The organism is Actinomadura monticuli, from assembly GCF_041463655.1.
Lineage (GTDB): Bacteria > Actinomycetota > Actinomycetes > Streptosporangiales > Streptosporangiaceae > Spirillospora > Spirillospora monticuli.
Genome location: NZ_JAXCEI010000008.1, coordinates 228187 through 253531, shown reverse-complemented (window position 1 = coordinate 253531; position 25345 = coordinate 228187). Strand labels below are relative to the sequence as shown.

Here is a 25345-nt window from a genome sequence, read left to right as displayed (position 1 = left end):
CAGGCGGGCACCGAGTTGCCCGGCGGGGCCGGTACGGGCAGGCTGGGCGGGTGCATATGGCCGGAAATTCCCCCAGTCCCCGCCCGCTCGGGTCGCGGGCCGTCCGCGGCGCCGCGGGACTGGCCGCCCTCGCCGTCGCGGGGTCGCTGACCGCAGCCTGTCAGTTCCCCGTCCGCGACGACGACCCGGGCGGGCCCGGCGAGTCGCCGAAGGGCGCCGCGACCGGGCCGGCGGGCCCGACCACCGCGGGCGACGCGTACGTGCCGGGCGACGGCAACGGCGGCTACGACGTCCAGCACTACGGGCTGAAGCTGACCATCACCCCGGACGGGCCGAAGCAGCTCGACGGCACCGCGACGATCACCGCGACCGCGACCGCGCAGCTCGCCCGCTTCAACCTCGACCTGACCGGCCTGGACGTCGCCTCCATCGAGGTGGACGGCGCGCCGGCGCGGCAGCAGCGCGCGGGCAGCGAGCTGGAGGTCACCCCGGCCAAGGCGCTCGAGAAGGGCGCGAAGTTCACCACGGTGGTCAAGTACTCGGGGACGCCGCGGCCGGTGTCGGACCCGGTGCTCGGGAAGTACGGCTGGATCCGCACCTCCGACGGCGTGTTCGTGGCGTGCCAGCCGAGCGGCGCGCACACCTGGTTCCCGAGCAACGACCATCCGAGCGACAAGGCCACGTTCGACTTCGAGATCACGGTCCCGCAGGGGCTGACGGCGATCGCGAACGGGGAGCCCGAGACGCCGCCGACGGGGACGGGCGGGACCCCGGGCGTGCCGGGCGCGCCGACCGGCCCCCCGGCCACGGACGGCCCCGGCGTCGTCCCGGTCGCCCAGCACGGCGAGGCCCGGCGGGCGGTGACGACGTCGAAGTGGCGCGTCAAGAACCCGATGGCCACCTACCTGGCGACCGTCGACGTCGGCCGGTTCGCGGTGGCGACGGGCAAGACGCGGAGCGGCATCCCGGTGATCACCGCGGTCGACCCGTCGGTGCCCGCCGTGAGCCTCGACCAGTTCCACAGGCTGAACGCCGACGTCACCGACGAGTGGTCGAAGCTGTTCGGCCCGTACCCGTTCTCCTCCACGGGAGGGCTGATCGACAACGCCGATGTGGGCTTCGCGCTGGAGACGCAGACCCGCCCGGTGTACGGGGCGTTCGGCCTGCAGCCGACGATCGTCGCGCACGAGCTGGCGCACCAGTGGTTCGGCGACAGCGTCAGCCTCACCCGCTGGCAGGACATCTGGCTGAACGAGGGCTTCGCCACCTACGCCGAGTGGCTGTGGGACGAGAAGAGCGGCGGCCAGACCGTCCAGGAGCACTTCGACGAGGCGTACAACGGGCTGGGCGGGAACGAGCTGTGGGACGTCCCGCCGGGGAACCCGGGACGCAAGCAGATGTTCGGCCGCTCGGTGTACGACCGGGGGGGCATGACGCTGGTCGCGCTCCGCGACCGGATCGGCGAGGACACCTTCTACAGGCTCCTCCAGGCATGGACGAAGCAGCGCGGGCACTCCAGCGGCACCACCGAGCAGTTCGTCGCGCTGGCGAACAGGGTGTCGGGCAAGAAGCTCGACGCGTTCTTCGACGATTGGCTCTACCAGAAGGGCCGTCCCGCGAAGTGACGGTCTGACCATTGCTGGAAGAACACCGCGTCCAAGCTGATTCGATACCAAATCGCGCTTGTTCCGGCCGACCCTCGCGAGAAAGTCTTGATCGCGGTTGTGACGGCTTACCGAGGTAACCGAGGACGAGGTCGATGAGCAGAACTCCACGAGCCCTGGCCGCCCTGTCGCTGGGCGTCGCCGCGAGCCTCGCGGTGACCGCGGCGCCCGCGGGCGCCGACACCGCGCGGTTCACCCCCGGCGCGCCGGGGGCCGGCGACCCCTACTTCCCCGACATGGGCAACGGCGGCTACGACGTCGCCCACTACGACATCGGCCTGAAGTACGACCCCGCGACCAAGGGGATCCAGGCCGTCACCGAGATCAAGGCGACGGCGACGCAGAACCTGTCCCGGTTCGACCTGGACTTCCTCGGCCCGCTGAAGATCTCCTCGCTGCGGGTGGACGGGCGGAAGGCGTCCTTCGCGCGGACCGGCGCCCAGGAGCTCGTGATCACGCCGCCCAAGGGCCTGCGCAAGCACCGGCACTTCACGGTGACGGTCGCGTACTCGGGCGTCCCGCAGACGATCGACGACGCGACGCTCGGCACGTCCGGCTGGGTGCCGACGCCGGACGGCGCGGTGATGCTGAACCAGCCGTTCGGCGCCGCCACCGTCTACCCGGTGAACGACCACCCGACCGACAAGGCGACGTACACGTTCACGCTGTCGGCGCCGGAGGGCCTCACCACGCTCGCCAACGGCGACCTGCGCGCGACCCGGACCCGGAACGGCTGGACGACCACCCGCTGGGACGTCCGCAACCCCATGGCCAGCGAACTCTCGATGCTCGCGATCGGCAGGTACGACGTCCGCACCGGACGGACGAAGGCGGGCGTCCCCAACCTGACCGCCACCGACCACGCGATGGCCATCAAGCCGGACGACGCGCAGAAGTTCCACGACCAGACCGCCGAGGTCACCGACTTCGAGGACGGCGTCTTCGGCCGCTACCCGTTCACCTCGACCGGCGGGATCGTCGTCAAGGCGGGCGTCGGCTACGCCCTGGAGACGCAGGGCCGCCCCGTGTACGACCTGGGACGCCGGCCGGGCGCCATCCCCAGTGGCGGCCTCCTCGCGCACGAGCTGGGCCACCAGTGGTTCGGGGACTCGGTGTCCCCCGCCAAGTGGGCCGACATCTGGCTGAACGAGGGCTTCGCGACGTACTCCGAATGGCTGTGGGCCGAGCACGCGAGCGGCACGCCCGTCCAGCAGAGCTTCGACGACGTGTACGCGACCCCGGCGAGCGACGACCTGTGGACGGGCAAGGTCTCCGACCCGGGCCGCGACCACATCTTCGACGGGCTCGTGTACGACCGCGGCGCGATGGCCGTCCACGTCCTGCGCGCGACCATCGGCGACGAGGACTTCTACCGGCTGCTCAAGGCGTGGCCGGCCGCGTACCGGTACGGCAACGCCTCGACGGCGGACTTCGTCCGCTTCGCCGAGCGCCTCTCGCACGAAAACCTGGACGCCTGGGCCAAGGCGTGGCTGTACTCCGAGGGCAAGCCGACGCTCTGAGCCGGGTCAGCTCAGGGTGAGGGTGTAGCCCTTCTCGCGCAGGCGGCCGATCACGTCTTCGGAGTGGTCGGCCCCCCGCGTCTCCAGGTGCATGAGGACCTCGGCCTCCTCGACGTGGAGGCGGGCCGCGACGCGCTCGTGCATCACGTCCAGGACGTTGACGCCCAGCTCGGCGAGTTCGCTCAGCAGTGTCACGAGGGCGCCGGGACGGTCCTTGAGCCGGCACCGGACGACGAGGTACCGTCCGGCGCCGGCGAGGCCGTGCCGCAGCACCTTCGACAGCAGCAGCGGGTCGATGTTGCCGCCGGACAGCAGCACCACGACGGGCGGCTCGACCGCGTACGCGTGCTCCAGCATGGCCGCGACGCCGGCCGCCCCGGCGGGCTCGACGACCTGCTTGGCGCGTTCGAGGCTCAGCAGCAGCGCCTGCGAGATGGACTCCTCGGTCACGGTCACGACGGCGTCCACGAGCTCGGTGAACAGCGCGAAGGTGAGGTCGCCGGGGCGTCCGACGGCGATCCCGTCCGCCATGGTCGGCTCCACCTCGATCTGGACCGGCCTCCCGGCGGCCAGCGACGGCGGGAACGCCGCCGCGCGCTTGGCCTGCGCGCCCAGGATCTTGATCTCCCGGCCGCCGGCCTCCTTCGCCGTGCCCTTGGCCGCCGCCGCGATGCCGGCCAGCAGCCCGCCGCCGCCGACCGGCGCCACGATCGTCCGGACGTCCGGGCACTGCTCCAAGAGCTCCAGCCCGATCGTGCCCTGCCCGGCGACGACGTCGGGGTGGTCGAACGGGTGGATGAACACGGCGCCGCACTCCTGCGCGTACTTCTGCGCGGCGACGAGGCAGTCGTCCACGGTCGGGCCCGGGAACACGACCTCGGCGCCGTAGCCGCGCGTCGCGGCGATCTTGGGGAGCGGGGCGCCGGCGGGCATGAAGACCGTGGCCTTGCAGCCGAGCATCGCCGCGGCGAGCGCGACGCCCTGCGCGTGGTTGCCGGCGCTGGCCGCGACGACGCCGCCGGCCCGCTCGGCCTCGCTCAGCCGGGCGATCCGCACGTACGCGCCGCGGATCTTGAACGAGCCAGTGCGCTGCAGGTTCTCGCACTTCAGCAGGACGGGCCCGCCGATCAGCTCGGACAGCACCCGGGACGGGATCAGGGGGGTGGGTACGGCGACCTCGCTGAGCAGGTCTTGCGCGGCTCGGACGTCGTGGACGGTGACGGTGGTCATCGTCCGATCCTCGCACCGCCGCAGAGCGCCCCGCGCTCAGCCCGCACTCAGCCCGCACTCCAGTAGCGATCTTGGGCGTGGACGAGGGCGGCGGCGCCGACGAGGCCGGCGGTCTGCCCGAGCGCGGCCGGGACGACCCGGGCGCGGCGCGCGAAGTCCATCCGGGCATGCGCGCGCAACGCCTCGCCGAGGGGGTCGAACAGCAGCGCGCCGGCCTGGGAGAGGCCGCCGCCGATCGCGACGACCTCCAGGTCGCACAGGTGCGTCGCGGACGCGATCGCGATGCCGAGGGCGCGTCCGGCGCGGCGCATCGCCGCCCCGGCGACCGGGTCGCCGCGGCGCGCGTCGGCGGCCAGCTCGACGCCGGTGGCGTCGGAGCCGCCCGGCCGCCCGTCCGGCCGCCAGCCCTGCTCCCGCGCCCACGCCACCAGTCCCGGGCCGCGCGCGATCGCCTCCAGGCAGCCGCGCCCGCCGCAGGCGCACGGCGGCCCGCCGGGATCGACGACGACGTGGCCGATGTGCCCGGCGTTGCCGCTCGCGCCGTTGACGAGGCGGCCATCGAGGATCAGCCCGCCGCCGACGCCCGTGGACACCACCATGCCGAGGACGTTGCCGTGCCCGCGACCCGCGCCGCGCCAGTGCTCCCCGACCGCCACGCAGATCGCGTCGTTGTGGATGCGGACCGGCAGGCCCGGGTGGCGGGCGCGGAGCCGCTCCCGCAGCGGGAAGCCCCGCCACGCCGGGATGTTCAGCGGGGACACCTCGGCGGCGGGCCACGTCATCGGCCCGCCGCAGCCGACACCGACGCCCGCGAGGGGCGGGTCGCCGGCGCCCGCGACGAGCTTGGCGAGCAGCGCGTCCAGGGCCTGCCACAGCTCCTCCCCGCCGACACCCGGCTCGTTCGGCGTGGGGACGCGGTCCTGAGCGGTGACGCGCCCCTCCGGGTCGACGAGGGCGGCGGCGAGCTTCGTCCCGCCGATGTCCACGGCGAGGACGTGCGACGGCCTCAAAGGGGGTCCCCCGGCCTGCCGAACGCGAGGATCGACGCGGTGAAGCCGTGCACGTGGTTGCGTCCGGCGACCGGGCCGATCTCGCCCGCGGCGAAGAACCCGCCGATCCCGGCCGGGCCGAACGCGCGGTCGAGCACCTTCGCGTCATGGTCGGAGTCGGGGAACATCGCCTGGCCGCGCCCGTTGCAGGAGAACAGCAGCGCGCCCTCCACCGGGGCGAGGTCGAAGCGTTCGAGGAGGGCGGCGAGGTCCCCCTCGGCGGCGCCGGCGTCCCGGACCTGGAACCGGACGGTGCGGCCCACGTCCACGACGTCGCCGATCGCGATGGCGCCGCTGTCGGTGTCGGCCCCCACCACGCCGCGCACGAGGAAGTCGCCGTGCTCGTGCTCGTCGGCGTACTCGTCCATCGCGACGCCGATGAGCAGCCCGCGCCCGGCCAGTTCCTGCTCCTCCTCCGGCAGCCCGAGGACGATCTGCTCCAGCTTCTCCAGCGCGGGGACGCCCGCGAGCTCGTAGAGGACGTTCTCCTCGGCCTTCGTCACCACCATGTCGGGCCCGATCGGGCGGGCGCCCTGGCTGACCACCGTCGCGGCGGCCACGGACCCGCCGATGACCACGCCGACGGCGCCGTCCCGGTAGACCTCGCCGCCGACGAACAGGCGCGCCTCGCCGTGCCCCTCGACGAGCCCGCTGTCGCCGATCCCGCCGCCGGGGCCGCTGCCCTCCGCGAGCCCGCCGACGAGCGGCAGGCCGGGCAGCGCCTCGTCGGAGCGCTCCACGAACGCGTCCACGGGGAAGCTGTACGGGTCGGCCAGCAGCACGCCGACCACGTCGTCGTCCTGCCCCTCCGGCATGCCGACCACGACGAGGCGGTCGTCGGCCTTGAGGGTCTCCAGCCGGAAGGCGTCGAGCCGCGCGCCCGGCAGCACCGCCGCCCACGCGCTGACGGCGCCGCGCTCCTCCACCCCGCGCCCGGCGCCGATCACCCCGGAGGCGCTGCAGCCCAGCAGCATCGCGGGGCCGGCCGCCCGCTCCGCGGCCATGGCCGCCGCCTCGATCTCGTCCGGGTCGTCGCCCGTCACGAACACGCACACCAGGTCCGGCGCCGCGCTGAGCGGGGCGAGCGCCTGCTCGACCGCCGACGCGGCGGCACTGGACAGATCGGGCCCGAGGGCCAGGCCATCACCGAATCGCGCCATCGGCGCCGCCTCCCTCACCGTATAGACGGGATAGACCGATTAGACCGATTGGACCGACACCGTGCTTCACACCTCCAGTCTCCCCCGCGGCGCGCCGTCCACCCAAACACTGGCGGGACGGGCATGGCGGGACGAATTTCCGGGCGGGCACGAATCGCCGGGGAGGGTGCGATGACGCGCACCCGCGACGTAGTGTCGATCGCGTGCGTCCATCCACACCACGCGAATCCACTCTGGCCGAGCTGCGCAACAGCGGCCACGTCCAGCTCACCGTGAAGGCCGAGATCCGCCGCAACCTGCTCGACCGGCTGCGATCCGGCGAGCCGCGCTTCCCCGGCATCCTCGGGTTCGACGACACCGTCCTCCCCCACCTGGAGCGCGCCCTGCTCGCCGGGCACGACCTGGTGCTGCTGGGCGAGCGCGGCCAGGGCAAGACGCGGCTGATCCGCACCCTCGCCGGGCTGCTGGACGAGTGGACCCCGGTGGTGGCGGGCTGCGAGATCAACGACCACCCGTACGCGCCGGTGTGCGTGCGCTGCCGCCGCCTCGCCGCCGAGACGGGCGACGAGCTGCCGGTGGAGTGGCTGCACCGCGACGACCGGTACGGCGAGAAGCTCGCCACCCCCGACACGAGCGTCGGCGACCTCATCGGCGACGTCGACCCGATCAAGGTCGCCGAGGGCCGCACGCTGGGCGACCCCGAGACCGTGCACTTCGGGCTCGTCCCGCGCACCAACCGCGGCGTCTTCTCCATCAACGAGCTGCCCGACCTCGCCGAGCGCATCCAGGTGGCGCTGCTCAACGTGCTGGAGGAGCGGGACGTGCAGATCCGCGGCTACGCGCTGCGGCTGCCGCTGGACGTGCTGCTCGTCGCGTCCGCCAACCCCGAGGACTACACCAACCGCGGCCGCATCATCACCCCGCTGAAGGACCGCTTCGGCGCGGAGATCCGCACCCACTACCCCCTCGAACTGGACGCCGAGCTGGCGCTCATCCGGCAGGAGTCCGACTTCGCCGACCTCGCGGGGCTGCCCGCCGAGGTGCCCGACCACCTGATCGAGGTGATCGGGCGGTTCACCCGGCTCGTCCGGGAGTCGACGGCGGTGGACGCGCGGTCCGGCGTCTCGGCGCGGTTCGCGCTGGCGGGCGCCGAGACCGTCGCGGCGGGCGCGGTGCGCCGCGCCGCGCTCACCGGCGAGGAGCGCGCCGTCGCGCGGGTCTGCGACCTGCACGCGGTCGTGCCGTCGCTGATGGGCAAGGTCGAGTTCGAGGTCAGCGAGGAGGGCCGCGAGCAGGAGGTGCTGGAGCACCTGCTCCGCCGCGCGATCGCCGAGACCTACCGGCGGACGCTCGGCGCCGCCGACCTGACCGGGCTGCTCGACAAGTTCGACTCCGGCGAGCGGGTCGAGTCCGGTGAGCTGGTGGCGGCGGCGGAGCTGCTGCGCCGCATCGGCCAGGTCCCCGGCCTCGCCAAGATCATGGAGCGGCTCGGGCTGAGCGGGGACTCCCCCGGGCAGGCCGCGGCCGCGCTGGAGTTCGCCCTGGAGGGGCTGTTCCTCACCCGGCGGCTGTCCAAGGACGTCGCCGAGGGCCGGTCCGACGGGACGGCCACCTACCGGACCTGACGGCCGGACCTGAGGTCTCCACGCGTAAGGAGCTTCGATGAGCCGATATCGCTACGGGGCCTACGAGGACGGGCCCGACCCGCTCGCCCCGCCGTACGACGTCCGCGACGCCCTCGACGCCATGGGCGACTCGGTGCTGGACGGCACCCGCCCCGACGACGCGCTGCGCGAGCTGCTGCGGCGCGGCCTGCCCGGCGCGCGGAACCGCCGCGGGCTCGACGACATGCTCCGCCAGGTGCGGGAGCGGCGCCGCGCGCTGCGCGACCGGGGCCGTCTCGACGGCACGCTGGAGCAGGCCCGCGCGCTGCTCGACACGGCGATCGGGCAGGAGCGGGCCGAGCTGTTCCCCGACCCGAGCGACGAGGCACGGCTGCGCGAGGCGGAGCTGGACACGCTGCCGTCCGACACCTCGCAGGCGATCCGCCGCCTGTCGGACTACGACTGGCGCTCCGACGCGGCCCGCCGCACGTTCGAGCAGCTGAAGGACCTGCTGCGCCGCGAAGTGCTGGACTCCCAGTTCCAGGGCATGAAGCAGGCCCTGGAGAACCAGGACCCGGCGGCGCTGGAGCGGGTCAAGGAGATGATGGGCGCGCTCAACCAGATGCTGGAGCGCGACGCGCGCGGCGAGCACACCCAGGACGACTTCGACCGGTTCATGGAGCAGTACGGGGACATGTTCCCCGACGATCCGCAGAACCTGGAGGAGCTGGTCGACTCTCTGGCCCGCCGCGCCGCCGCCATGGACCGGCTGCTCGCCTCGCTCAGCCCCGAGCAGCGCGCCGAGCTGGCAGGGCTGATGGACCAGGCCATGCGGGACGCGGGCCTCGCCATGGAGATGACCCGGCTCGGCGACGCGCTGCGCGCCCGCCGTCCCGACCTCGGCTGGGGACGGCCCGAGGAGATGACCGGCGACGACCCGCTCGGCATGGGCGACGCCACCACCGCGCTCGCGGAGCTGGCCGACCTCAGCGAGCTGGAGGCGGCCCTCGGGCAGGACTACCCCGGCGCGCGGCTCGACGACATCGACGAGGACGCCGTCCGGCGGGCGCTCGGCCGGCAGGCCGTCGACGACCTGGACGCGCTGCGCCGCATCGAGAAGGAGCTGGAGCGGCAGGGCTACCTGCGCCGCAACCGCGGCAAGCTGGAGCTGACCCCGAAGGCGGTGCGGCGGCTCGGCGAGACCGCGCTGCGCCGGGTGTTCTCCCAGCTCACGTCCGGCCGGCAGGGCGACCACGACCAGCGCGACGCGGGCCAGGCGGGGGAGCTGACCGGGGCCAGCCGGGAGTGGCGGTTCGGCGACGAGCAGCCCCTCGACGTCGTCCGGACGGTGAGCAACGCGATCCGCCGCAGCGCCATGGAGGGCGGCGTCACGGAGGGCGGCGTCGCGGAGAGCGGCGCCGGGCTCGTGGCGCGCCCGGCGCTCGCGAAGGTCGCGGAGCCCACCACGGCCGACGTCGCCGAGATCACCGGCGTGCGGCCCCCCGCCGGGGTGAAGCCCGTCGGTGTGAGGCCCGGTGGGGTGAGGCCCGGTGGTGTGAGACTGGGCGTCGACGACTTCGAGGTGCACGAGACCGAGCGGCGCACCGGCGCGGCCGTCTGCCTGCTCGTCGACCTGTCGTACTCGATGGTGCTGCGCGGGACGTGGGCCGTCGCCAAGCAGACGACCCTCGCCCTGCACACGCTCGTGACCAGCAAGTTCCCCCAGGACGCGATCCAGATCATCGGGTTCTCCAACTACGCGCGCGTCTTGCACCCCGAGGAGATGGCCGGCCTCGACTGGGACATGGTGCAGGGCACCAACCTGCACCACGCGCTGATGATCGCCGGACGGCACCTCGACCGGCACCCCGACTTCGAGCCGATCGTGCTGGTCGTCACCGACGGTGAGCCGACCGCGCACCTGCGCCCGGACGGCCGCTCGCTGTTCGACTACCCCCCGTCCACGGACACGCTCGTCCTCACCCTGGCCGAGGTCGACAAGATGACCCGGCGCGGCGCCTGCATGAACTTCTTCATGCTCGCCGAGGACCGGCGGCTCGTGTCGTTCGTGGAGGAGGTCGCGCGGCGCAACGGCGGGCGGGTCTTCGCGCCCGACGCCGACCGCCTCGGCGAGTACGTCGTCAGCGACTACCTCCGGGTGCGCCGGGGCCGCCGCTGAGCGAGCGGTCCACCGTGTGAGGACGGCCTCGCCGCACACCCGCAGAACGCCCCGGAAGGGCTAGGGTCGGCTGCATGTCGACTTCCGATCGCATCCTGCTGATCCTGCACATCGGCTTCGCGATCTTCACGCTGGGGCCGCTGACCGCCGCGACCATGTCCACCCCCCGGTACATCAGGAAGCGGAACGTCGCCGTGGTCCGGTTCCTGAACTGGACCACCCGCGTCTACGGGCTGGCCGCGCTCGGCATCTTCCTGTTCGGGCTCGGGCTGGCCGAGGGCGACTTCGCGCAGGCGTGGCTGACGGTGTCGATGACGCTGTTCATCGTCGCGCTGGCACTGCTGCTGATCGTGGAGCGCGACCAGCGGAAGGCGGCGCACCTGCTGGAGCTCGCGGCGGCGGAGGAGGCCCGCGCGGCGGCGCCGGCCCGTCCGGACGCGGGCGAGGCTGCGGACGGCGAGGAGAAGCCGGAGACCCCCGCCCCGGTTCCCGCAGCGACCGCCACCGTCGCGGGCGGCGAGATAGCGCAGGTGGAGCGCGGCCGGCTGGCCGCCATCTCCGGCGTCGTCGCGCTGCTCTGGCTGGTGATCCTCGTGCTGATGGTCTGGAACGGCTGACCCGCGTCCCGTCCGGCGGGCGCGGCCGGCGCGGCCGCTCGGCCGCCCCCGGCCCGGCTACTCGGCCGATCCCGGCTTCAGCCGGTTCTTCAGCCAGCTCACGATCGTCGGGTAGGTGTTCTCGTCGGTGAGCAGCTGCGCGGCGTGCAGGTGGCCCTCCACCGTCTTGACCGTGGTGTCGACACCCGCCGCGCGCAGCGCGCCCGCGAGCCCGGTGCTCTGCGCGACCGGGACGAAGTCGCCGGTGGCGTGCATGAACAGCATCGGCGCGTCGCCGGGCGAGACGTGCGTGACGGTGCTGGCGTCGTCCAGCCGGGGCCAGCAGTCCGCGCCCGTACCGATTTCGGCGCCCGCCTCGGGCTCGGTGCCGGTCCGCGCGCCGGGCTCGCAGTTCATGAGCCCGGCCACGGCCCGCCGCAGCTTGCGCTGGCTCGGGGTGGCGCCGGGCTTCGCGCCGTCCTGGTAGGCGAGGTACGGGTTGTTGGGCGGCGACAGCGCGACCACGCCCTGGACCTGGTCGGTGCCCGTGCCGAGCGTGCCGAGCTGGGTGGCGAGCTGCCCGCCGGCGGACGAGCCGATCACGGCGACGCGCGCCGGGTCGGCGTTCCACACCCGGGCGTACTTCTTGACGAAGGCGAGCGCGGACATCGAGTCGTCGCGCTGCGCCGGCCAGTGCGCCCGCGGCGCGAGCCGGTAGTTCGCCGACATGACGACGAACCCCTCCTCGGTCAGCCGCCGCGCGAAGTACTTCCAGCCGCCGCCCTTGTCACCCTGCAGCCAGTAGCCGCCGTGCAGGATCAGGACGACCGGCCGCGGCGTGGCGCGGGGCCCGGTGTCGCGCCAGTACGCGTCGATCTTCTGCGCGGCGGCCTTGCCGTAGGCGTAGGTACGGAACTTCGGCAGCTCCGGGGTGACCATGACCGCCTGGGCGGTGACGGTGCCGTCGGGCTCGCCGTCCGGCGCGCCCGTCCCGTTCTCGGGCAGGGTGGTGGACGACGCCGACGGCGACTCCGAGCCGGGGGCCCCGGTCTCGGGGCCCCCGGAGGGTCCGGTCGTCCCGGGGTCTCCCGTCGGGTTCACCGACGGGACGGTCGCGGACGGTGTCGGCACCGGGGCGTTCGCCTGGGCGCCCCCCGGGATCGCCACGGCGGAGACACACGTCGCGGCGAACGCCGCCCCACAGACCAGTACTTTGCGCACCCCGGGCCCTCCTTTACGAACCTGGCGCGCTGAGTATAGATGTTTTGATCAACATGGGGCGGGAATGGTCAGCCAGTTCTCAGCTAAGCGCTTGTTCCAGATCGCGCCGCAGATCGGTCACGTCCTCGATGCCCACCGACAGTCGCACCAGGTCGGAGGGCACCTCCAGCGGCGACCCCGCGGCTGAGGCGTGCGTCATCCGGCCCGGGTGCTCGATCAGCGACTCGACGCCGCCGAGCGACTCGCCCAGCGTGAACAGCTTCGTCCGCTCGCACACCCGGACGGCGGCCTCCTCCGACCCCATCCGGAACGAGACCATGCCGCCGAACGCCCGCATCTGCTTGGCGGCGACGTCGTGGCCGGGGTGGCCCGGCAGCCCCGGATAGAGGACCTGCCGGACGGCCGGGTGCCGCGTCAGCATCTCCACGATCCGCTCGGCGTTCGCGCAGTGCCGGTCCATCCGGACGCCGAGGGTCTTGATCCCGCGCAGGGTGAGCCAGGAGTCGAACGGGCCGGCGACGGCGCCCATGGCGTTCTGGTGGAACGCGAGCCGCTCGCCCAGCGCCGCGTCCGACACGACGAGCGCGCCGCCGACGACGTCGGAGTGCCCGCCGATGTACTTGGTGGTCGAGTGGACGACCGCGTCCGCGCCGAGATCCAGCGGGCGCTGCAGGTACGGGGAGGCGAAGGTGTTGTCGACGGCGAGCAGCGCGCCCGCGTCGTGCGCGACGGCGGCGAGCGCCGCGATGTCGGCGATGCCGAGCAGCGGGTTCGTCGGCGTCTCCACCCAGATGATCTTCGTTTCGGGACGCACCGCGGCCCGCACCGCGGCGATGTCGCCGAGCGGCACCGGGTCGAACTCGACGCCCCAGGGCTGGGCGACCTTCGCGAACAGCCGGTAGGTGCCGCCGTACGCGTCGTCCGGGACGATCACGTGGTCGCCCGGCCGGCAGACCGCGCGCAGCAGCGCGTCCTCGGCGGCGAGCCCCGACGCGAACGCGAGACCGCGTGCGCCGCCCTCTATCTCGGCCAGGCATACTTCCAGCGCGGTACGTGTCGGGTTGGCCGACCGGGAGTACTCGTAGCCGCCGCGCAGACCGCCGACGCCGTCCTGCTTGTAGGTGGAGACCTGGTAGATCGGCGTGACGACCGCGCCGGTGGCGGGATCGGGTTCCTGCCCGGCGTGGATGGCCAGGGTCTCGAACCCGTGCTGAACCTCGTTGTCCATGGGTACGAGGCTATCCACCGACCACCCCTCCTAGAGGAGGAGGCACTCCCCCGGAGGTATCATCCGCCATTTCGGCGCTGGGGGTGACCCCAAAGGCTCCAGGGATCTCTACCGTTCTACAGGTACCCCTACGACCTTGATTAAGGAAGCCCCATGTTCGCTCGGCTCGCGCGCTTCGTCGTGAGACACCCGTGGTGGACGATCGTCGCCTGGCTCGTGGCCGCGGTCGTGATCATCGCCTTCTCTCCCAAGCTCACCACCGAGTCCGACCAGGGCGACTTCCTGCCCTCGAAGTACGAGTCGGTCCAGGCGATGGAGATCGCCGAGAAGGCGTTCCCGCAGCAGGAGGACACCTCCTCGCTGATCGTCGTGAAGCGGACCGACGGGAAGCAGCTGACGGCCGAGGACACCGCCAAGGTGACCGAGGCCGCCAAGTCCCTGAACGCCGACAAGCCCAAGACGGTCCTGAACTTCCTGACCGGCCCGCAGACGGTCGCGCCGAACAAGGCCGTCCAGGTGATCATGGTGCCGATGCAGGGCACCTCGATGGCCGACAACGAGAAGCAGGGCGACGCGGTCAAGGAGATCCGCAAGGACCTGCCCGGCCTGCTGAACGGCAGCGGGCTGGAGGCCAAGGTCGGCGGTGACGTCGCGAGCTTCGTCGACAACGAGGACTCCTTCAACAAGTCCTTCGAGATCGTCGGCATCGCCACCTTCGTGCTGATCATCGGCCTCATCCTGCTGATCTTCCGGGCCCCGCTGGCGGCGCTGCTGCCGATCATCGTGATCACGGTGACGATGCAGGTCGCGATGGGCCTGATCGGCGTCGCCTCGAAGATCTTCGGGTTCTCCGGCGACGACAGCCTCAGCACCATCATCCTGATCGTGCTCTTCGGCATCGGCGCGGACTACTACCTGTTCCTGATGTTCCGGTTCCGGGAGCGGCTGCGGGCCGGCGACGACAAGAAGACCGCGATGATCACCGCGGTGGAGCGGGTCGGCGAGGTCATCTCCTCGGCCGCCGCCGCCATCGCGGTCACGTTCCTGGTGCTGCTGCTCGCGACGTTCGGCGTGTTCAGCGCCTGGGGGCCGTCCCTCGCCATCGCCGTCATCGTCATGGGCATCACCTCGCTGACGCTGATGCCGGCACTCGTGTCGCTGCTCGGCACCGCCGTGTTCTGGCCGTCCAAGGCGTGGAAGAAGCAGCCGAAGGGCTCGATCTCCACGGCCATCGGCCGCGGCGTCGGCAAGCGCCCGGCGATCGCCGCCGCCGCGTCCGGGCTCGTGCTGGTCGTGCTGGCGCTCGGCGCCCTCGGGTTCAAGGCCGACTACGACTTCGCCGCCGGCTTCCCGCAGGACACCGAGTCCGCCCAGGCGACGAAGGATATGGAGAAGGGCTTCCCGCCCGGCCTGACCACCCCGGTGCAGGTGTTCATCAAGTCCGAGAACGGGCAGCCGGTCACCCAGGAGCAGCTCGCGTCCTTCAGCCAGGCGGCCAAGACCGCGCCCGGCGTCGGCACGGTGCAGCAGCCCATCCCCGGCCAGGACAAGTCCGTGGCCCGGGTGGACCTGGTGCTGAAGACCAACCCCATGTCCAACAAGGCGATCAGCCTGGTCAAGGACGAGCTGGCGCCGGCCGTGCACAAGGCGGCGCCGGAGGGCACCCGCGCCTACGTCGGCGGTTCGACGGCGATCTTCTCCGACATCAACGCGGTCAACAACCGCGACCTGTCGGTGATCCTGCCGGTGGCGGCGGTGCTGATCGCGGTGATCCTGGCCCTGCTGCTCCGCTCGGTCGTCGCCCCGCTCTACCTGGTCGTCGCCGTCCTGCTGGGCTTCGCCGCGACGCTCGGCTCCGCGGTGTACGTCTTCCAGGGCGGGATGGGCGAACCGGGCGTCACCTTCCAGTTGCCGATCATCCTCTACCTGTTCGTGCTGGCCATCGGGACCGACTACAACATCCTGATGACCGCGCGGCTGCGGGAGGAGGCCAAGGAGGGCAACGACCCGCGCACGGCCGCGGCGCTGGCCGTCCAGCACGGCGGCCCGACCGTCGCCGCGGCGGGCCTCATCCTGGCCGGCACGTTCTCGGTGATGATGCTCGCGCCGGTCTCGATGCTCAAGCAGATGGGCTTCTCCGTCGCCATCGGCATCGCGCTGTCGGCGTTCGTGATGTCGACGTTCCTCGTGCCGGGCATCACCGCGATGCTGGGCCACAAGGCCTGGTGGCCGGGGCACGGCGACGAGCCGAAGAAGAAGCCGGTCGGCCCCGCCGACACGCGGGAGGACTACGTCCCGTCCGGGTTCCGCCAGTAGGGCCCCCTAGACGCCGGGTTGCGGAGTACGGCCCGAAACGCCGCCCACCGGCCGGCTCCGCAACCCGGCACCGCAACCGCATGACGCCGAGCGAAGCGAGGGCGTCATGCGCCCCCTCCGGGGTGTGGGGGGTCGTCCCCACGAAGAAGCGCGGAGCGCCGGAGACCTCCTCAGGTCTCCGGCGCTTTCGCCTGGGTCAGGCCAGGTCCCGCAGCCGGTCGGCCAGCTGTTCCGCGATCTTGCGTGCGGTGGGGTCGATCTCGGGCTTCTCCTGCCCGTACAGGCCGACCTCCAGCCGCGCGACGAGGTTGCTGACGCGGAAGAGGAACGTCCGGCCGGTGTCCTCGTCGCCGAACACGAGCCCGCCGTCGCCCAGCGCGATTCCCGAGGCGCCCGTCCGCTCCCCTGCCTCGCGCACCGTGTCGGCCGCGCGGCGGGGGCCGGACTTGAGCACGCCCGGGGTGCCGCGGAGGGCCCGCACCGTGAAGGTCCACTTGTTCTGCCCCTGGGTGACCTCCCACTGGCACATCCGCGCCTCGCCGTCCCCGCCGATGGAGGGGGTGACGGCGGCGAGGTCGCCGGGCGTCATCGCACGGCATTGCGGCGCCTCGTCGAACGCCCCGCCTTCGAAGACCAGGTGGCCCGGGTTGGCCAGGACCACCGCGGCGACCGCTGCGCCGCCGTAGGCGACCCGGCGGAGCGCCTGGCGGCCCCCGCCGCGCCCGCTGCTCGGCGCCCCGGTGCTCGGCGCCTTCGTGTTCGGCGCCTTCGTGCTCGGCGCCTTCGTGCTCGGCGCCTTCGTGCTCGGCGCCTTCGTGCTCGGCGCCTTCGTGCTCGGCGCCTTCGTGCTCGGCGCCTTCGTGCTCGGCGCCTTCGTGCTCGGCGCCTTCGTGTTCGGCGCCTTCGTGTTCGGCGCCTTCGTGTTCGGCGCCTTCGTGTTCGGCGCCTTCGTGTTCGGCGGCCTGGTGCTCGCCGCCCCGGCCTGCTCGGGCGGCGGCGCGGCGACCTGGGTGGCGGCGCCCCGACGCGGACGCGCGGACGCGCCGGTGAGGCGGGCGATGACCTCGGCGGCGTCGGCCGGACGGTCCGCGGGGTCCTTGGCGAGCAGTTCGCGGACCAGCGCGTCCAGGGCCTCGGGGACGTCCGGGCGGCGCTCCCGGACGCTCGGCGGCGGATCCGTCATGATCGCGTGCAGCAGCGACGGCATGCTGTCCGCCGCGTACGGCGGCGCGCCGGTGAGCAGCACGTGCAGGAGCGCGCCGAGCGAGTACAGGTCGGCGCGCGCGTCGACCTGTGCCCGCCCGCCGAACTGCTCGGGCGCCATGAAGGCGGGGGTGCCGATGGCGGCGCCGCCCGTCAGGTCGGTGACGGCGTCGGCGTAGCGGGCGATGCCGAAGTCCAGCACCGTGATCTCGTCGCGGGCGTCCGCCATCACGTTCGCGGGCTTGATGTCGCGGTGCACGACGCCCCGCTCGTGCGCGGCCTCCAGCGCGGCGGCGATCCGCGCGGCGAGCAGCGACGCCCGCTCGTGCGGCAGGCCGCCGGGGTGGTCCCGCACGACGGCGTTCAGGTCGCGGCCGTCGACCAGCTCGATGACCAGGTAGAGGCGGCCGCCGTCCTCGCCGAAGTCGTGCACGGCCGCGATCCCGGGATGCCGCAGGCCGGCCGCGATCCGCGCCTCGCGGTGGAACCGCGCCGCGGCGGCCGGGTCGACCCGGCCGTCCCCGCCGGGCGGGGCGAGCAGCAGCTTGACCGCGACGGCGCGGCCGAGCCGCTCGTCGCGGGCGCGCCACACCTCGCCCATCCCGCCCCGGCCGAGCGGGGTCTCGAGCCGGTACCGTCCCGCCAGAATCAGCTGTTCGGTCACAAGACGATCTTGACGGGCCGGCGCGGCCGGTGCCAGCCCCCGGACGCCGCGACCGCATCCGGACAGGCGGCGGGTCAGCCGGTCGTGGACGCGGCCAGGAAGGACAGGAGGTCCTGGCGGGTGACGAGGCCCTTCGGCTTGCCGTCCACGAGGACGACCGCAGCGCCGGACTTCTCCAGCACGCCGACGGCCTTGCTCACCGGCTCGCCGTAGCCGAGCGTCGGGAGCGGCGGCGACATGTGCAGCTCGACCGGCTCCGACATCTTGGCCTCGCCCTTCACCATGATGTCGAGCAGGTCGGTCTCGCCGACGGAGCCGACCACCTCGGCCGCCATGACCGGCGGCTCCTCCTTCATCACCGGGACCTGCGACACCTCGTACTCGCGCATGATGGCGATCGCGGTCTGCACGGTCTCGTGCGGGTGGACGTGCACGAACTCCGGCAGCGTCCCGCCCTTGCGGGTGAGCACCTCGCCGACCCGGGCCTCCTCGGTGCTCGGGGTGAGGAAGCCGTAGTCGGCCATCCAGCCGTCGTTGAAAATCTTGCCGAGGTAGCCGCGGCCGCCGTCCGGCAGCAGCACCACGACCACCGCGTCCGGGCCGGCCTTCTCGGCGACGCGCAGCGCCGCGACCACGGCCATCCCGCAGGACCCGCCGACGAGCAGCGCCTCCTCGCGCGCGAGCCGCCGGGTCATGGTGAAGGAGTCCTTGTCGGACACCGCGATGACGTCGTCGCAGATGTCTCGGTCGTAGGTCTCGGGCCAGATGTCCTCGCCGACGCCCTCGGTCAGGTAGGGGCGGCCCGAGCCGCCCGAGTACACCGAGCCCTCCGGGTCGGCGCCGATGACCTGGACCCGTCCGCCGGAGACCTCCTTGAGATACCGGCCGGTGCCGCTGATCGTGCCGCCGGTGCCGATGCCCGCGACGAAGTGCGTGATGCGGCCCTCGGTCTGCTCCCACAGCTCGGGACCCGTCGTCTCGTAGTGCGACAGCGGGTTCTGCGGGTTGGTGTACTGGTTCGGCTTCCACGCGCCGGGGATCTCGGCGGCGAGCCGGTCGGAGACCGAGTAGTAGGAGTCGGGGTGCTCGGGGTTGACCGCGGTCGGGCAGACGACGACCTCGGCGCCGTACGCGCGCAGCACGTCGATCTTGTCCTTGCCGACCTTGTCGGGGCAGACGAAGACGCAGCGGTAGCCGCGCTCCTGCGCCACGATGGCGAGCCCCACCCCGGTGTTGCCGGACGTCGGCTCGACGATCGTGCCGCCCGGCCGCAGCTCGCCGGTCTTCTCCGCCGCGTCGATCATGCGGACCGCGATGCGGTCCTTCACCGACCCGCCGGGGTTGAAGTACTCCACCTTGGCGAGCACCTGCGGCCGCAGGCCCTCGGTCACCTTGCGCAGTAGAACGAGCGGGGTGTTGCCCATCAGTTCGACGAGCGAGTCGTGTACGTGCACCGCGACATCCTTGTCGTTCAGTGTGTTGATCTGTGAGTCGCGCCCTCGTTCCGCCGCCGGTAACGCACGGGAACGGACGCGGGTCCGGAAGGTTTCCCGTTTCCGACGTTAGCCGAGATCGGCCCCCGCAGGCATCAATGGCTCTACCGGTGGGTAGGAAGTTGATCACGGAGGGTCAACGCGACATGTTGAGAGCATTCACGGCGCGCCGCATCGCGGCGACCGCGGCCTACGGCGGCGGGGGCATCACCGCCCTCGGCGGCATCACGTTCGCCCTCATCGTGGCGGAGGTGAGGCTGGCCCGCCGCATCATCCAGGCGACGCCCTACGGCGACCCGCCCGTGGCGGACGGCCTCTACGGCGAGTCGCTCGGCGGCGCGCCGCTGTCGCTGGTCATGCTGGGCGACTCGACCGCCGCCGGGCTCGGCGTCCACACCCCGGAGGAGACGCCCGCCGCGCTCCTCGCCACCGGGCTCGCCGCAGTCGCCGGCCGCCCGGTCCGGCTGACGAACGTGGCCCGCTCCGGCTCCCGGTCGCAGGCCCTCGGCGGGCAGGTCGACCAGGCCCTGCAGACCCGCCCCGACCTCGCCGTCATCATGATCGGCGCGAACGACGTGACCGGGCGGGTCCCCGCCGCCGAGTCCGTCCGCCACCTCGGCGACGCCGCCCGCCGGCTGCGCGCCGCGGGCGGCCAGGTGGTCGTCGGCACCTGCCCCGACCTCGGCTCGGTGAAGCCGCTGATGCAGCCGCTGCGGTGGTTCGCGCGGCGCGCCTGCCGCCAGCTCGCCGCCGCGCAGACCATCGCCGTCGTCGAGTACGGCGCCCGCTCGGTCTCCCTCGGCGACCTGCTCGGCCACGAGTTCGCCGCCGATCCGCTCTCGATGTTCAGCGAGGACCGCTACCACCCGTCCGCCCGCGGCTACGCCGCCGCGGCCGCCGCCCTCCTGCCGTCGGCGGCGGCCGCCCTGGGCCTGGAGCCGGAGTCGCCCGCCGAGACCGCCCGTCCGGTTTCCGAGGCCGCCGCCGAGGCCGCCGAGAAGGCCGGAACCGAGGTCAGCGGGGCGTCCGTCGCGGGCGACGACCGCGGCCCCCGCGGCCGCTGGGCCACCCTGCGGTACCCGCTGCCCCGGCCCTGGCGCCGGGTGTCCACGGGCGTCGCGGCGATCGTCGCCGTCGCCCCGGCCCGCCTCGCGGCCCGCTGCGCGACCGGCGTCACGCAGGCCCGGGACCGGCTGCGGACGCGCTCGCGGAGGGCCCGCCTCCCCGCGGGCGAGCACGGCGGATGAGCGTGCGGGACCGGGGCCCGTCCGGTCACCGTGAGACGGGACCCGGGCGGCTCGCCGCATCCGTCGGCCGGCCCGCGCACGCGGGGCAGCCGTCGCCACGGGACCGGGATCCGCCCCGCGAGTAAGTCAGCGCTTATTGGACTGGCCGTCCCATAAACCGGGGGCCGCCGTGTACGGGGCGGCGACCAGCGGTTAGATTGGCCGGGTGACCGGTGAGTAAGTTGACACCGTTCCGGCCGCTCAGACAGGAGATCCCTATGCCCGAGGCAGTCATCGTCGCAACCGCGCGCTCGCCCATCGGCCGCGCCTTCAAGGGCTCGCTGAAGGACATCCGGCCCGACGACCTCACCGCGCAGATGATCACCGCGGCGATGGGGAAGGTCCCGCAGCTCGGCCCGGACCAGATCGACGACCTGCTGCTCGGCTGCGGGCTGCCCGGCGGCGAGCAGGGCTACAACATGGCCCGCGTCGTGTCCGTCCTGCTGGGCTGGGACAACGTGCCGGGCGCCACGATCACGCGGTACTGCTCGTCCTCGCTCCAGACGACCCGGATGGCGCTGCACGCGATCAAGGCCGGCGAGGCCGACGTGATCGTCTCGGCCGGCGTCGAGACCGTCAGCCGGTTCGCCAAGGGCAGCAGCGACGGCCTGCCCGACACGCAGAACCCGCTGTTCGCCGACGCGCAGGCCCGCACCGCGAAGGCGGGCGAGGGCGGCGCGCCGGTGTGGCACGACCCGCGCGAGGACGACACCCTCCCCGACATCTACATCGCGATGGGCCAGACGGCCGAGAACGTCGCCGGGATGCGCGGGGTGTCCCGCCAGGCGCAGGACGAGTTCGGCGTCCGCTCGCAGAACCTCGCCGAGAAGGCCCTCGCCAACGGCTTCTGGGAGAAGGACATCACCCCGGTGACGCTGCCGGACGGCGCCGTCGTCGCCAAGGACGACGGTCCCCGCCCCGGCACGACCTACGAGAAGGTCTCCCAGCTCCAGCCGGTGTTCCGGCCGGACGGGACGGTCACCGCGGGCAACTGCTGCCCGCTGAACGACGGCGCCGCCGCGGTCGTCGTCATGAGCGACACCAAGGCCGCCGAGCTCGGCATCACCCCGCTGGCCCGGATCGTGTCGACGGGCGTCACCGGGCTGTCCCCCGAGATCATGGGCCTCGGCCCGGTGGACGCGTCCCGCAAGGCGCTCGCGAAGGCCGGCATGACGATCGACGACATCGACCTCGTCGAGATCAACGAGGCGTTCGCGGCGCAGGTGCTGCCGTCCGCCGAGGACCTCGGCATCGACCACGACAAGCTGAACGTGAACGGCGGCGCGATCGCGGTCGGCCACCCGTTCGGGATGACCGGCGCCCGCATCACCTCCACGCTCATCAACGGGCTCACGTTCCACGACAAGCAGTTCGGTCTGGAGACCATGTGCGTGGGCGGCGGCCAGGGCATGGCGATGATCCTGGAGCGCCTCTCCTGAGAATCGGGCCCGGTGGCCCGCGCGGCACCGCTCCGGCGGCGCCGTGCGGGCCACCGGCGCGTTTCCGGGGAATATCTCCGCTATAAATGATCTACGTAACGCAAAAGATAGGTCCCCGTTAGGGTCTTGTCACCTGCGAAAAGTTGTTGCAGAGTCAGCAGGAAGAGCCCCGCGACCTGGAGGTGCCAATTGTCACTGAACCACTCGCCGGAGACGCACAGCAAGCTGATCGCCCGCATTCCGCACGTCACAGGACGTGACATCCCCGAGTGGTTCACCACCATCGAGAACGGTCCCTCGTTCACCCGCTGCGAGGAACGCAGCTCGTGGCTGGCCGACGAGCACAACCTCTCGCACGGCTACGCCGCCGCGCTGGTGCGCGAACACGAGCGCACGCGCCGCGCGCGCCACTACTGAGAGGCGAGCGAACTCCTACGGACCCGGTGGGATCCCGCCAACGGACACCCCCGCAGTCGTGCCGCCGTGACGCCACGACCCTGGCGCAGAGATCCCGCACGGATCAGCCCCGCACCGCCCCGGCGCGGGGCTGATCATCGCGACCACCCCACCGCGGCCCCGCCCCTGCATGACCACGCCCCTGCCCGCGAGGCCGACGCCCTCGCCCCGGGGGTTCCAAGGGGTCGCCCCCTGGGCCAACACATCACCGCGAAGCCGATCCGAAGATCGGCGAGTAGCGGCGGTCCAGTGCCCCTGGTCGGACTCGAACCGACACAATGGCTCTTTTAGGGAGCCTGCCTCTGCCATTGGGCTACAGGGGCGGCGTCATCATATCGAGTCAGGGCCCGGCAACGGCGCGTCCTTTCACGGGGTTGGGGTACACGGCCGGGTTCGGCCAGTTTCACAGCGCGAGTCAAGAAGCGGCGAGCGCCCGCGCCGCGGGCCCTGGGCGGCGGCGCGACCGGGCCTCACCTCGGCGGACGCGGTCAGGTGGTCACGTTCTCGGTGGCCCGGCCGGCGGCGAGCTCGAATTCCTCGCGCGGCCGTTCCAGCTCGGCCAGCGAGACGATTTCCCGCTGGAAGAAGAACGCGAGCGTCCAATCCATGGTGATCCGGAACTTGCGGTTGACGGTCGGCATCCGCGACAGGTGGTAGGTGCGGTGCATGAACCACGCGGGGAGGCCGCGCAGCTGGACACCGTAGACGTTGGCGACGCCCTTGTGCAGGCCGAGGCTCGCCACGGAGCCGACGTAGGCGTGCCGGTACGGTTTCCTGGGCTTGCCGCGCACGTCGGCCGCGATGTTGTCGCCGAGCCTCTTGGCCTGCCGGACGGCGTGCTGGGCGTTGGGCGCGGTGAACTCGCCCTTGCCGCTGAGGTCGGGGACGGCGGCGTTGTCGCCGGCTGCGTACACGTGCTCCAGTCCTTCGACGGTCAGTTCGGCGGTGGTCTTGAGGCGTCCCTTGTCGTCCAGCGGGAGGTCGCTGGCCTGGAGGACGGGGTGGGGTTTCACGCCGGCCGTCCAGACGAGGGTGCCGGCGTCGAACTCCTCGCCGTCGCTGAGCACGATGTGCCGTTTCTCGGCGGACTTCAGCAGCGTCTTCATCTTGACCTCGATGCCGCGCCGGCGCAGGGCCTCGGCGGTCCAGCGGCCCATCTCGGGGCCCACTTCGGGGAGGATGCGGTCGGTCGCCTCGACCATCATCCAGCGCATGTCGCGGGCGTCGATGGTCGGGTACCACTTGCACGCGTCCCGCGCCATGTCCTCCAGTTCGGCCATGGCCTCGACCCCCGCGAACCCGGCCCCGACGAACACGAACGTCAGCGCGCGCTTCCTGACCTGCTCGTCGTCGGGGTTGGCGGCGGCGATGTCGAGCTGGTGCAGGACGTGGTTGCGCAGGAAGATCGCCTCTTCGACGGTCTTGAAGCCGATCCCGCATTCGGCGAGCCCGGGGATGGGGAGCGTGCGCGAGATGGAGCCGGCCGCGACGACGAGCATGTCGTACTCGATGTCGCGCGCGACGACGCCGTCGGTCCGCGTCCCGGCCGGGCAGACGGTGACCCGTCTGGACGCGTTGTCGATCCGGGTCACGAATCCGTTCACGATCCGGCAGCGGCCGAGGACCTTGCGCAGCGGCGCGACGACGTGCCGCGGTTCCAGGTTCCCGGCGGCCGCCTCGGGAAGGAACGGCTGGTAGGTCATGTAGGACTGCGGGTCGATGACGGTGACGGCGACCTCGCCCCGGCGCATCTCGCGGCGGAGCCTCCGCTGCAGGCGCAGCGCCGTGTACATGCCGACGTACCCCCCGCCGACGATGACGATCTGCTTCGCGGATCCCCCGTCTCGCGCCGAGGTGTCCGGAGGGCCGCTCGTCCGAACCGATGTAGAAGGCATGTCCGGAGCGATACCCGCATGCCCGGCATGCGAACTTCATAGCCTCTTCCGGCATCTCACCGGATGCATCACCAGAGACGGCGGGGACAGGGCCGGACGGGGGCGCCAAGCGGCCGCGGGAGGCCGACCGGGACGGGGGGCCGGTCACCGCCGCGGGGCCGCTTGGCCAGGCCCTGCCCCGCCGTCGCTCGTGTTCACGGCGGGCCCGCGCCCGCTAGCGGTAGTCGCGGGCGCGGGTGAGGACGGTGTCGAGCATGTCCTCGGTGACGCGGCCGGTGAAGGTGTTCTGCTGGCTCGGGTGGTAGCAGCCCAGCAGCAGGACGGGATCGCGCCGGGCCGCGGAAGGCGGCGGCACCAGCTCCACCTCCGCGCCGTGGCCGAACTTCGGCCGCGGCCGCGGCACCCCGTACCCGGCCTGCTTGAGCGCCGGCCACACACCCTGCCAGGCGAACCCGCCGAGGCACAGGACGCAGCGGACGTTCGGCGCGACCATCTCGACCTCGCGGGCCAGCCACGGCAGGCAGGTCGTGCGCTCCAGCGGCGTCGGCTTGTTGTCGGGCGGCGCGCACCGGACGGTCGCCGCCATCCGCGCGCCGATGAGCCGCTGCCCGTCGCCCGCGCGCACGCTGGTCGGCCGGGACGCCAGACCCACCCGGTACAGGGCCGCGAACAGCCAGTCGCCCGACCGGTCGCCGGTGAAGATGCGCCCGGTGCGGTTGCCGCCGTGCGCCGCCGGGGCCAGCCCGACGATCAGTACGCGCGGCTCCGGGTCGCCCCAGCCGGCGACGGGCCGGCCCCAGTACTCCTCGTCCGCGAACGCGCGGCGCCGCTGGACGGCCACCTTCTCCCGCCACGCCACGAGCCGGTCGCACGCGCGGCACACCGACTGGCGGGCGCACAGCTCGTCCAGGTCGGGCGCCTTCGCGGCCAGCTCGACGACCTCGCCGGCGCCGTGGGCGACGGGGGTGCCGGGCGTGGCGGGGTCCTCCGGCCACCCGGATCCGGGCGGCACGAACGGGGCGTTGGCGGTCGGCATACCATCGATCGTCCCACGCCTGGGCGGCTCGGGCGGCGGTGGCCGGGTTCCGCCCATAACGGGTGCGGAGCGGGTCCGGTCGGTACGATGCGTTCGCCGGTCGGGG

Annotated in this window: 18 protein-coding genes and 1 tRNA gene; 9 read left to right on the top strand and 10 right to left on the bottom strand. The window is 72.9% G+C overall.

Annotation, left to right across the window (positions count from 1 at the left end):
• Positions 1–56 precede the first annotated feature (56 nt).
• Together SM611_RS20130 and SM611_RS20125 are read left to right on the top strand one after the other, a co-directional pair.
• Complete coding sequence (locus SM611_RS20130) at positions 57–1625, top strand: M1 family metallopeptidase (protein ID WP_371951379.1); 1569 nt, start codon at positions 57–59, stop codon at positions 1623–1625.
• A 134-nt stretch (positions 1626–1759) separates the two neighbouring features.
• Positions 1760–3184 carry a M1 family metallopeptidase gene (locus tag SM611_RS20125; RefSeq protein WP_371951378.1) on the top strand — a complete coding sequence of 475 codons (1425 nt, stop codon included), beginning with the start codon at positions 1760–1762 and terminating at the stop codon, positions 3182–3184.
• Positions 3185–3190: 6 nt separating this feature from the next.
• Here SM611_RS20125 and ilvA read toward each other — a convergent pair whose 3' ends face one another.
• From ilvA to SM611_RS20110, 3 genes are read right to left on the bottom strand one after another with little or no spacing between them, the layout of a single operon-like run.
• Positions 3191–4414 (bottom strand): threonine ammonia-lyase, encoded by a 1224-nt coding sequence (gene ilvA / locus SM611_RS20120; RefSeq protein ID WP_371951377.1) that lies wholly within the window; start codon positions 4412–4414, stop codon positions 3191–3193.
• Between the two features lie 47 nt (positions 4415–4461).
• Positions 4462–5424, bottom strand: coding sequence for an ROK family protein (locus SM611_RS20115; RefSeq protein WP_371951376.1), 963 nt, complete (start codon positions 5422–5424; stop codon positions 4462–4464).
• Complete coding sequence (locus SM611_RS20110; RefSeq protein WP_371951375.1) at positions 5421–6623, bottom strand: FIST signal transduction protein; 1203 nt, start codon at positions 6621–6623, stop codon at positions 5421–5423. The genes SM611_RS20115 and SM611_RS20110 overlap by 4 nt, the downstream gene beginning before the upstream one ends.
• Before the next feature lie 203 nt (positions 6624–6826).
• On the opposite strand from SM611_RS20110, the gene SM611_RS20105 reads away from it, so the two are divergent.
• The 3 genes from SM611_RS20105 (at position 6827) to SM611_RS20095 (ending at position 11023) form a co-directional block, all read left to right on the top strand.
• Complete coding sequence (locus SM611_RS20105; protein WP_371951374.1) at positions 6827–8248, top strand: sigma 54-interacting transcriptional regulator; 1422 nt, start codon at positions 6827–6829, stop codon at positions 8246–8248.
• Between the two features lie 37 nt (positions 8249–8285).
• A complete protein-coding gene (locus SM611_RS20100) occupies positions 8286–10406 on the top strand; it encodes a vWA domain-containing protein (protein WP_371951373.1) in 2121 nt (706 codons plus the stop codon).
• Positions 10407–10480: 74 nt separating this feature from the next.
• Positions 10481–11023 carry a hypothetical protein gene (locus SM611_RS20095; RefSeq protein WP_371951372.1) on the top strand — a complete coding sequence of 181 codons (543 nt, stop codon included), beginning with the start codon at positions 10481–10483 and terminating at the stop codon, positions 11021–11023.
• A 57-nt stretch (positions 11024–11080) separates the two neighbouring features.
• Here SM611_RS20095 and SM611_RS20090 read toward each other — a convergent pair whose 3' ends face one another.
• Both SM611_RS20090 and SM611_RS20085 read right to left on the bottom strand, forming a co-directional pair.
• Entirely contained in the window at positions 11081–12223 is a 1143-nt protein-coding gene (locus SM611_RS20090) for an alpha/beta hydrolase (RefSeq protein WP_371951371.1), read from the bottom strand.
• 79 nt (positions 12224–12302) lie between these two features.
• Positions 12303–13451 (bottom strand): cystathionine gamma-synthase, encoded by a 1149-nt coding sequence (locus tag SM611_RS20085; protein WP_371951370.1) that lies wholly within the window; start codon positions 13449–13451, stop codon positions 12303–12305.
• A 153-nt stretch (positions 13452–13604) separates the two neighbouring features.
• Between SM611_RS20085 and SM611_RS20080 the strand changes: the two genes are divergently transcribed.
• Positions 13605–15767, top strand: a complete 2163-nt coding sequence (locus SM611_RS20080) for an MMPL family transporter (protein WP_371951369.1) — start codon at positions 13605–13607, stop codon at positions 15765–15767.
• 196 nt (positions 15768–15963) lie between these two features.
• Here SM611_RS20080 and SM611_RS20075 read toward each other — a convergent pair whose 3' ends face one another.
• Both SM611_RS20075 and SM611_RS20070 read right to left on the bottom strand, forming a co-directional pair.
• Positions 15964–17634: a protein kinase domain-containing protein gene (locus SM611_RS20075; RefSeq protein WP_371951368.1), complete on the bottom strand. Its 1671-nt coding sequence runs from the start codon at positions 17632–17634 to the stop codon at positions 15964–15966.
• A 74-nt stretch (positions 17635–17708) separates the two neighbouring features.
• Complete coding sequence (locus SM611_RS20070; RefSeq protein ID WP_371951367.1) at positions 17709–19088, bottom strand: cystathionine beta-synthase; 1380 nt, start codon at positions 19086–19088, stop codon at positions 17709–17711.
• A gap of 185 nt (positions 19089–19273) precedes the next feature.
• Here SM611_RS20070 and SM611_RS20065 point away from each other — a divergent pair, with 185 nt between their 5' ends.
• The 3 genes from SM611_RS20065 (at position 19274) to SM611_RS20055 (ending at position 22269) form a co-directional block, all read left to right on the top strand.
• The gene (locus SM611_RS20065) at positions 19274–20374 is read left to right on the top strand and encodes an SGNH/GDSL hydrolase family protein (RefSeq protein ID WP_371951366.1); all 1101 of its coding nucleotides are present in this window, start codon (positions 19274–19276) and stop codon (positions 20372–20374) included.
• Positions 20375–20631: 257 nt separating this feature from the next.
• Entirely contained in the window at positions 20632–21852 is a 1221-nt protein-coding gene (locus SM611_RS20060; protein WP_371951364.1) for an acetyl-CoA C-acetyltransferase, read from the top strand.
• Between the two features lie 189 nt (positions 21853–22041).
• Complete coding sequence (locus tag SM611_RS20055; protein WP_371951362.1) at positions 22042–22269, top strand: DUF4287 domain-containing protein; 228 nt, start codon at positions 22042–22044, stop codon at positions 22267–22269.
• A 289-nt stretch (positions 22270–22558) separates the two neighbouring features.
• On the opposite strand, the gene SM611_RS20050 is transcribed toward SM611_RS20055, so the two are convergent.
• The 3 genes from SM611_RS20050 to SM611_RS20040 all read right to left on the bottom strand — a co-directional run bounded on the left by SM611_RS20050 (position 22559) and on the right by SM611_RS20040 (position 25239).
• A tRNA-Leu gene (locus SM611_RS20050) sits at positions 22559–22631 on the bottom strand.
• A 165-nt stretch (positions 22632–22796) separates the two neighbouring features.
• Complete coding sequence (locus SM611_RS20045; protein WP_371951515.1) at positions 22797–24101, bottom strand: NAD(P)/FAD-dependent oxidoreductase; 1305 nt, start codon at positions 24099–24101, stop codon at positions 22797–22799.
• 316 nt (positions 24102–24417) lie between these two features.
• Entirely contained in the window at positions 24418–25239 is an 822-nt protein-coding gene (locus SM611_RS20040; RefSeq protein WP_371951360.1) for a uracil-DNA glycosylase, read from the bottom strand.
• Positions 25240–25345: the final 106 nt, after the last annotated feature.

What these genes read in the sequence shown, in the direction of transcription:
- SM611_RS20125 (WP_371951378.1), top strand. Translation starts at nt 1,760, where the DNA reads ATGAGCAGAACTCCACGAGCCCTGGCCGCCCTGTCGCTGGGCGTCGCC.
- SM611_RS20080 (WP_371951369.1), top strand. Translation starts at nt 13,605, where the DNA reads ATGTTCGCTCGGCTCGCGCGCTTCGTCGTGAGACACCCGTGGTGGACG.
- SM611_RS20045 (WP_371951515.1), bottom strand. Translation starts at nt 24,101, where the DNA reads ATGTACACGGCGCTGCGCCTGCAGCGGAGGCTCCGCCGCGAGATGCGC.
- ilvA (WP_371951377.1), bottom strand. Translation starts at nt 4,414, where the DNA reads ATGACCACCGTCACCGTCCACGACGTCCGAGCCGCGCAAGACCTGCTC.
- SM611_RS20130 (WP_371951379.1), top strand. Translation starts at nt 57, where the DNA reads ATGGCCGGAAATTCCCCCAGTCCCCGCCCGCTCGGGTCGCGGGCCGTC.
- SM611_RS20065 (WP_371951366.1), top strand. Translation starts at nt 19,274, where the DNA reads ATGTTGAGAGCATTCACGGCGCGCCGCATCGCGGCGACCGCGGCCTAC.
- SM611_RS20100 (WP_371951373.1), top strand. Translation starts at nt 8,286, where the DNA reads ATGAGCCGATATCGCTACGGGGCCTACGAGGACGGGCCCGACCCGCTC.
- SM611_RS20060 (WP_371951364.1), top strand. Translation starts at nt 20,632, where the DNA reads ATGCCCGAGGCAGTCATCGTCGCAACCGCGCGCTCGCCCATCGGCCGC.
- SM611_RS20085 (WP_371951370.1), bottom strand. Translation starts at nt 13,451, where the DNA reads ATGGACAACGAGGTTCAGCACGGGTTCGAGACCCTGGCCATCCACGCC.
- SM611_RS20095 (WP_371951372.1), top strand. Translation starts at nt 10,481, where the DNA reads ATGTCGACTTCCGATCGCATCCTGCTGATCCTGCACATCGGCTTCGCG.
- SM611_RS20040 (WP_371951360.1), bottom strand. Translation starts at nt 25,239, where the DNA reads ATGCCGACCGCCAACGCCCCGTTCGTGCCGCCCGGATCCGGGTGGCCG.
- SM611_RS20110 (WP_371951375.1), bottom strand. Translation starts at nt 6,623, where the DNA reads ATGGCGCGATTCGGTGATGGCCTGGCCCTCGGGCCCGATCTGTCCAGT.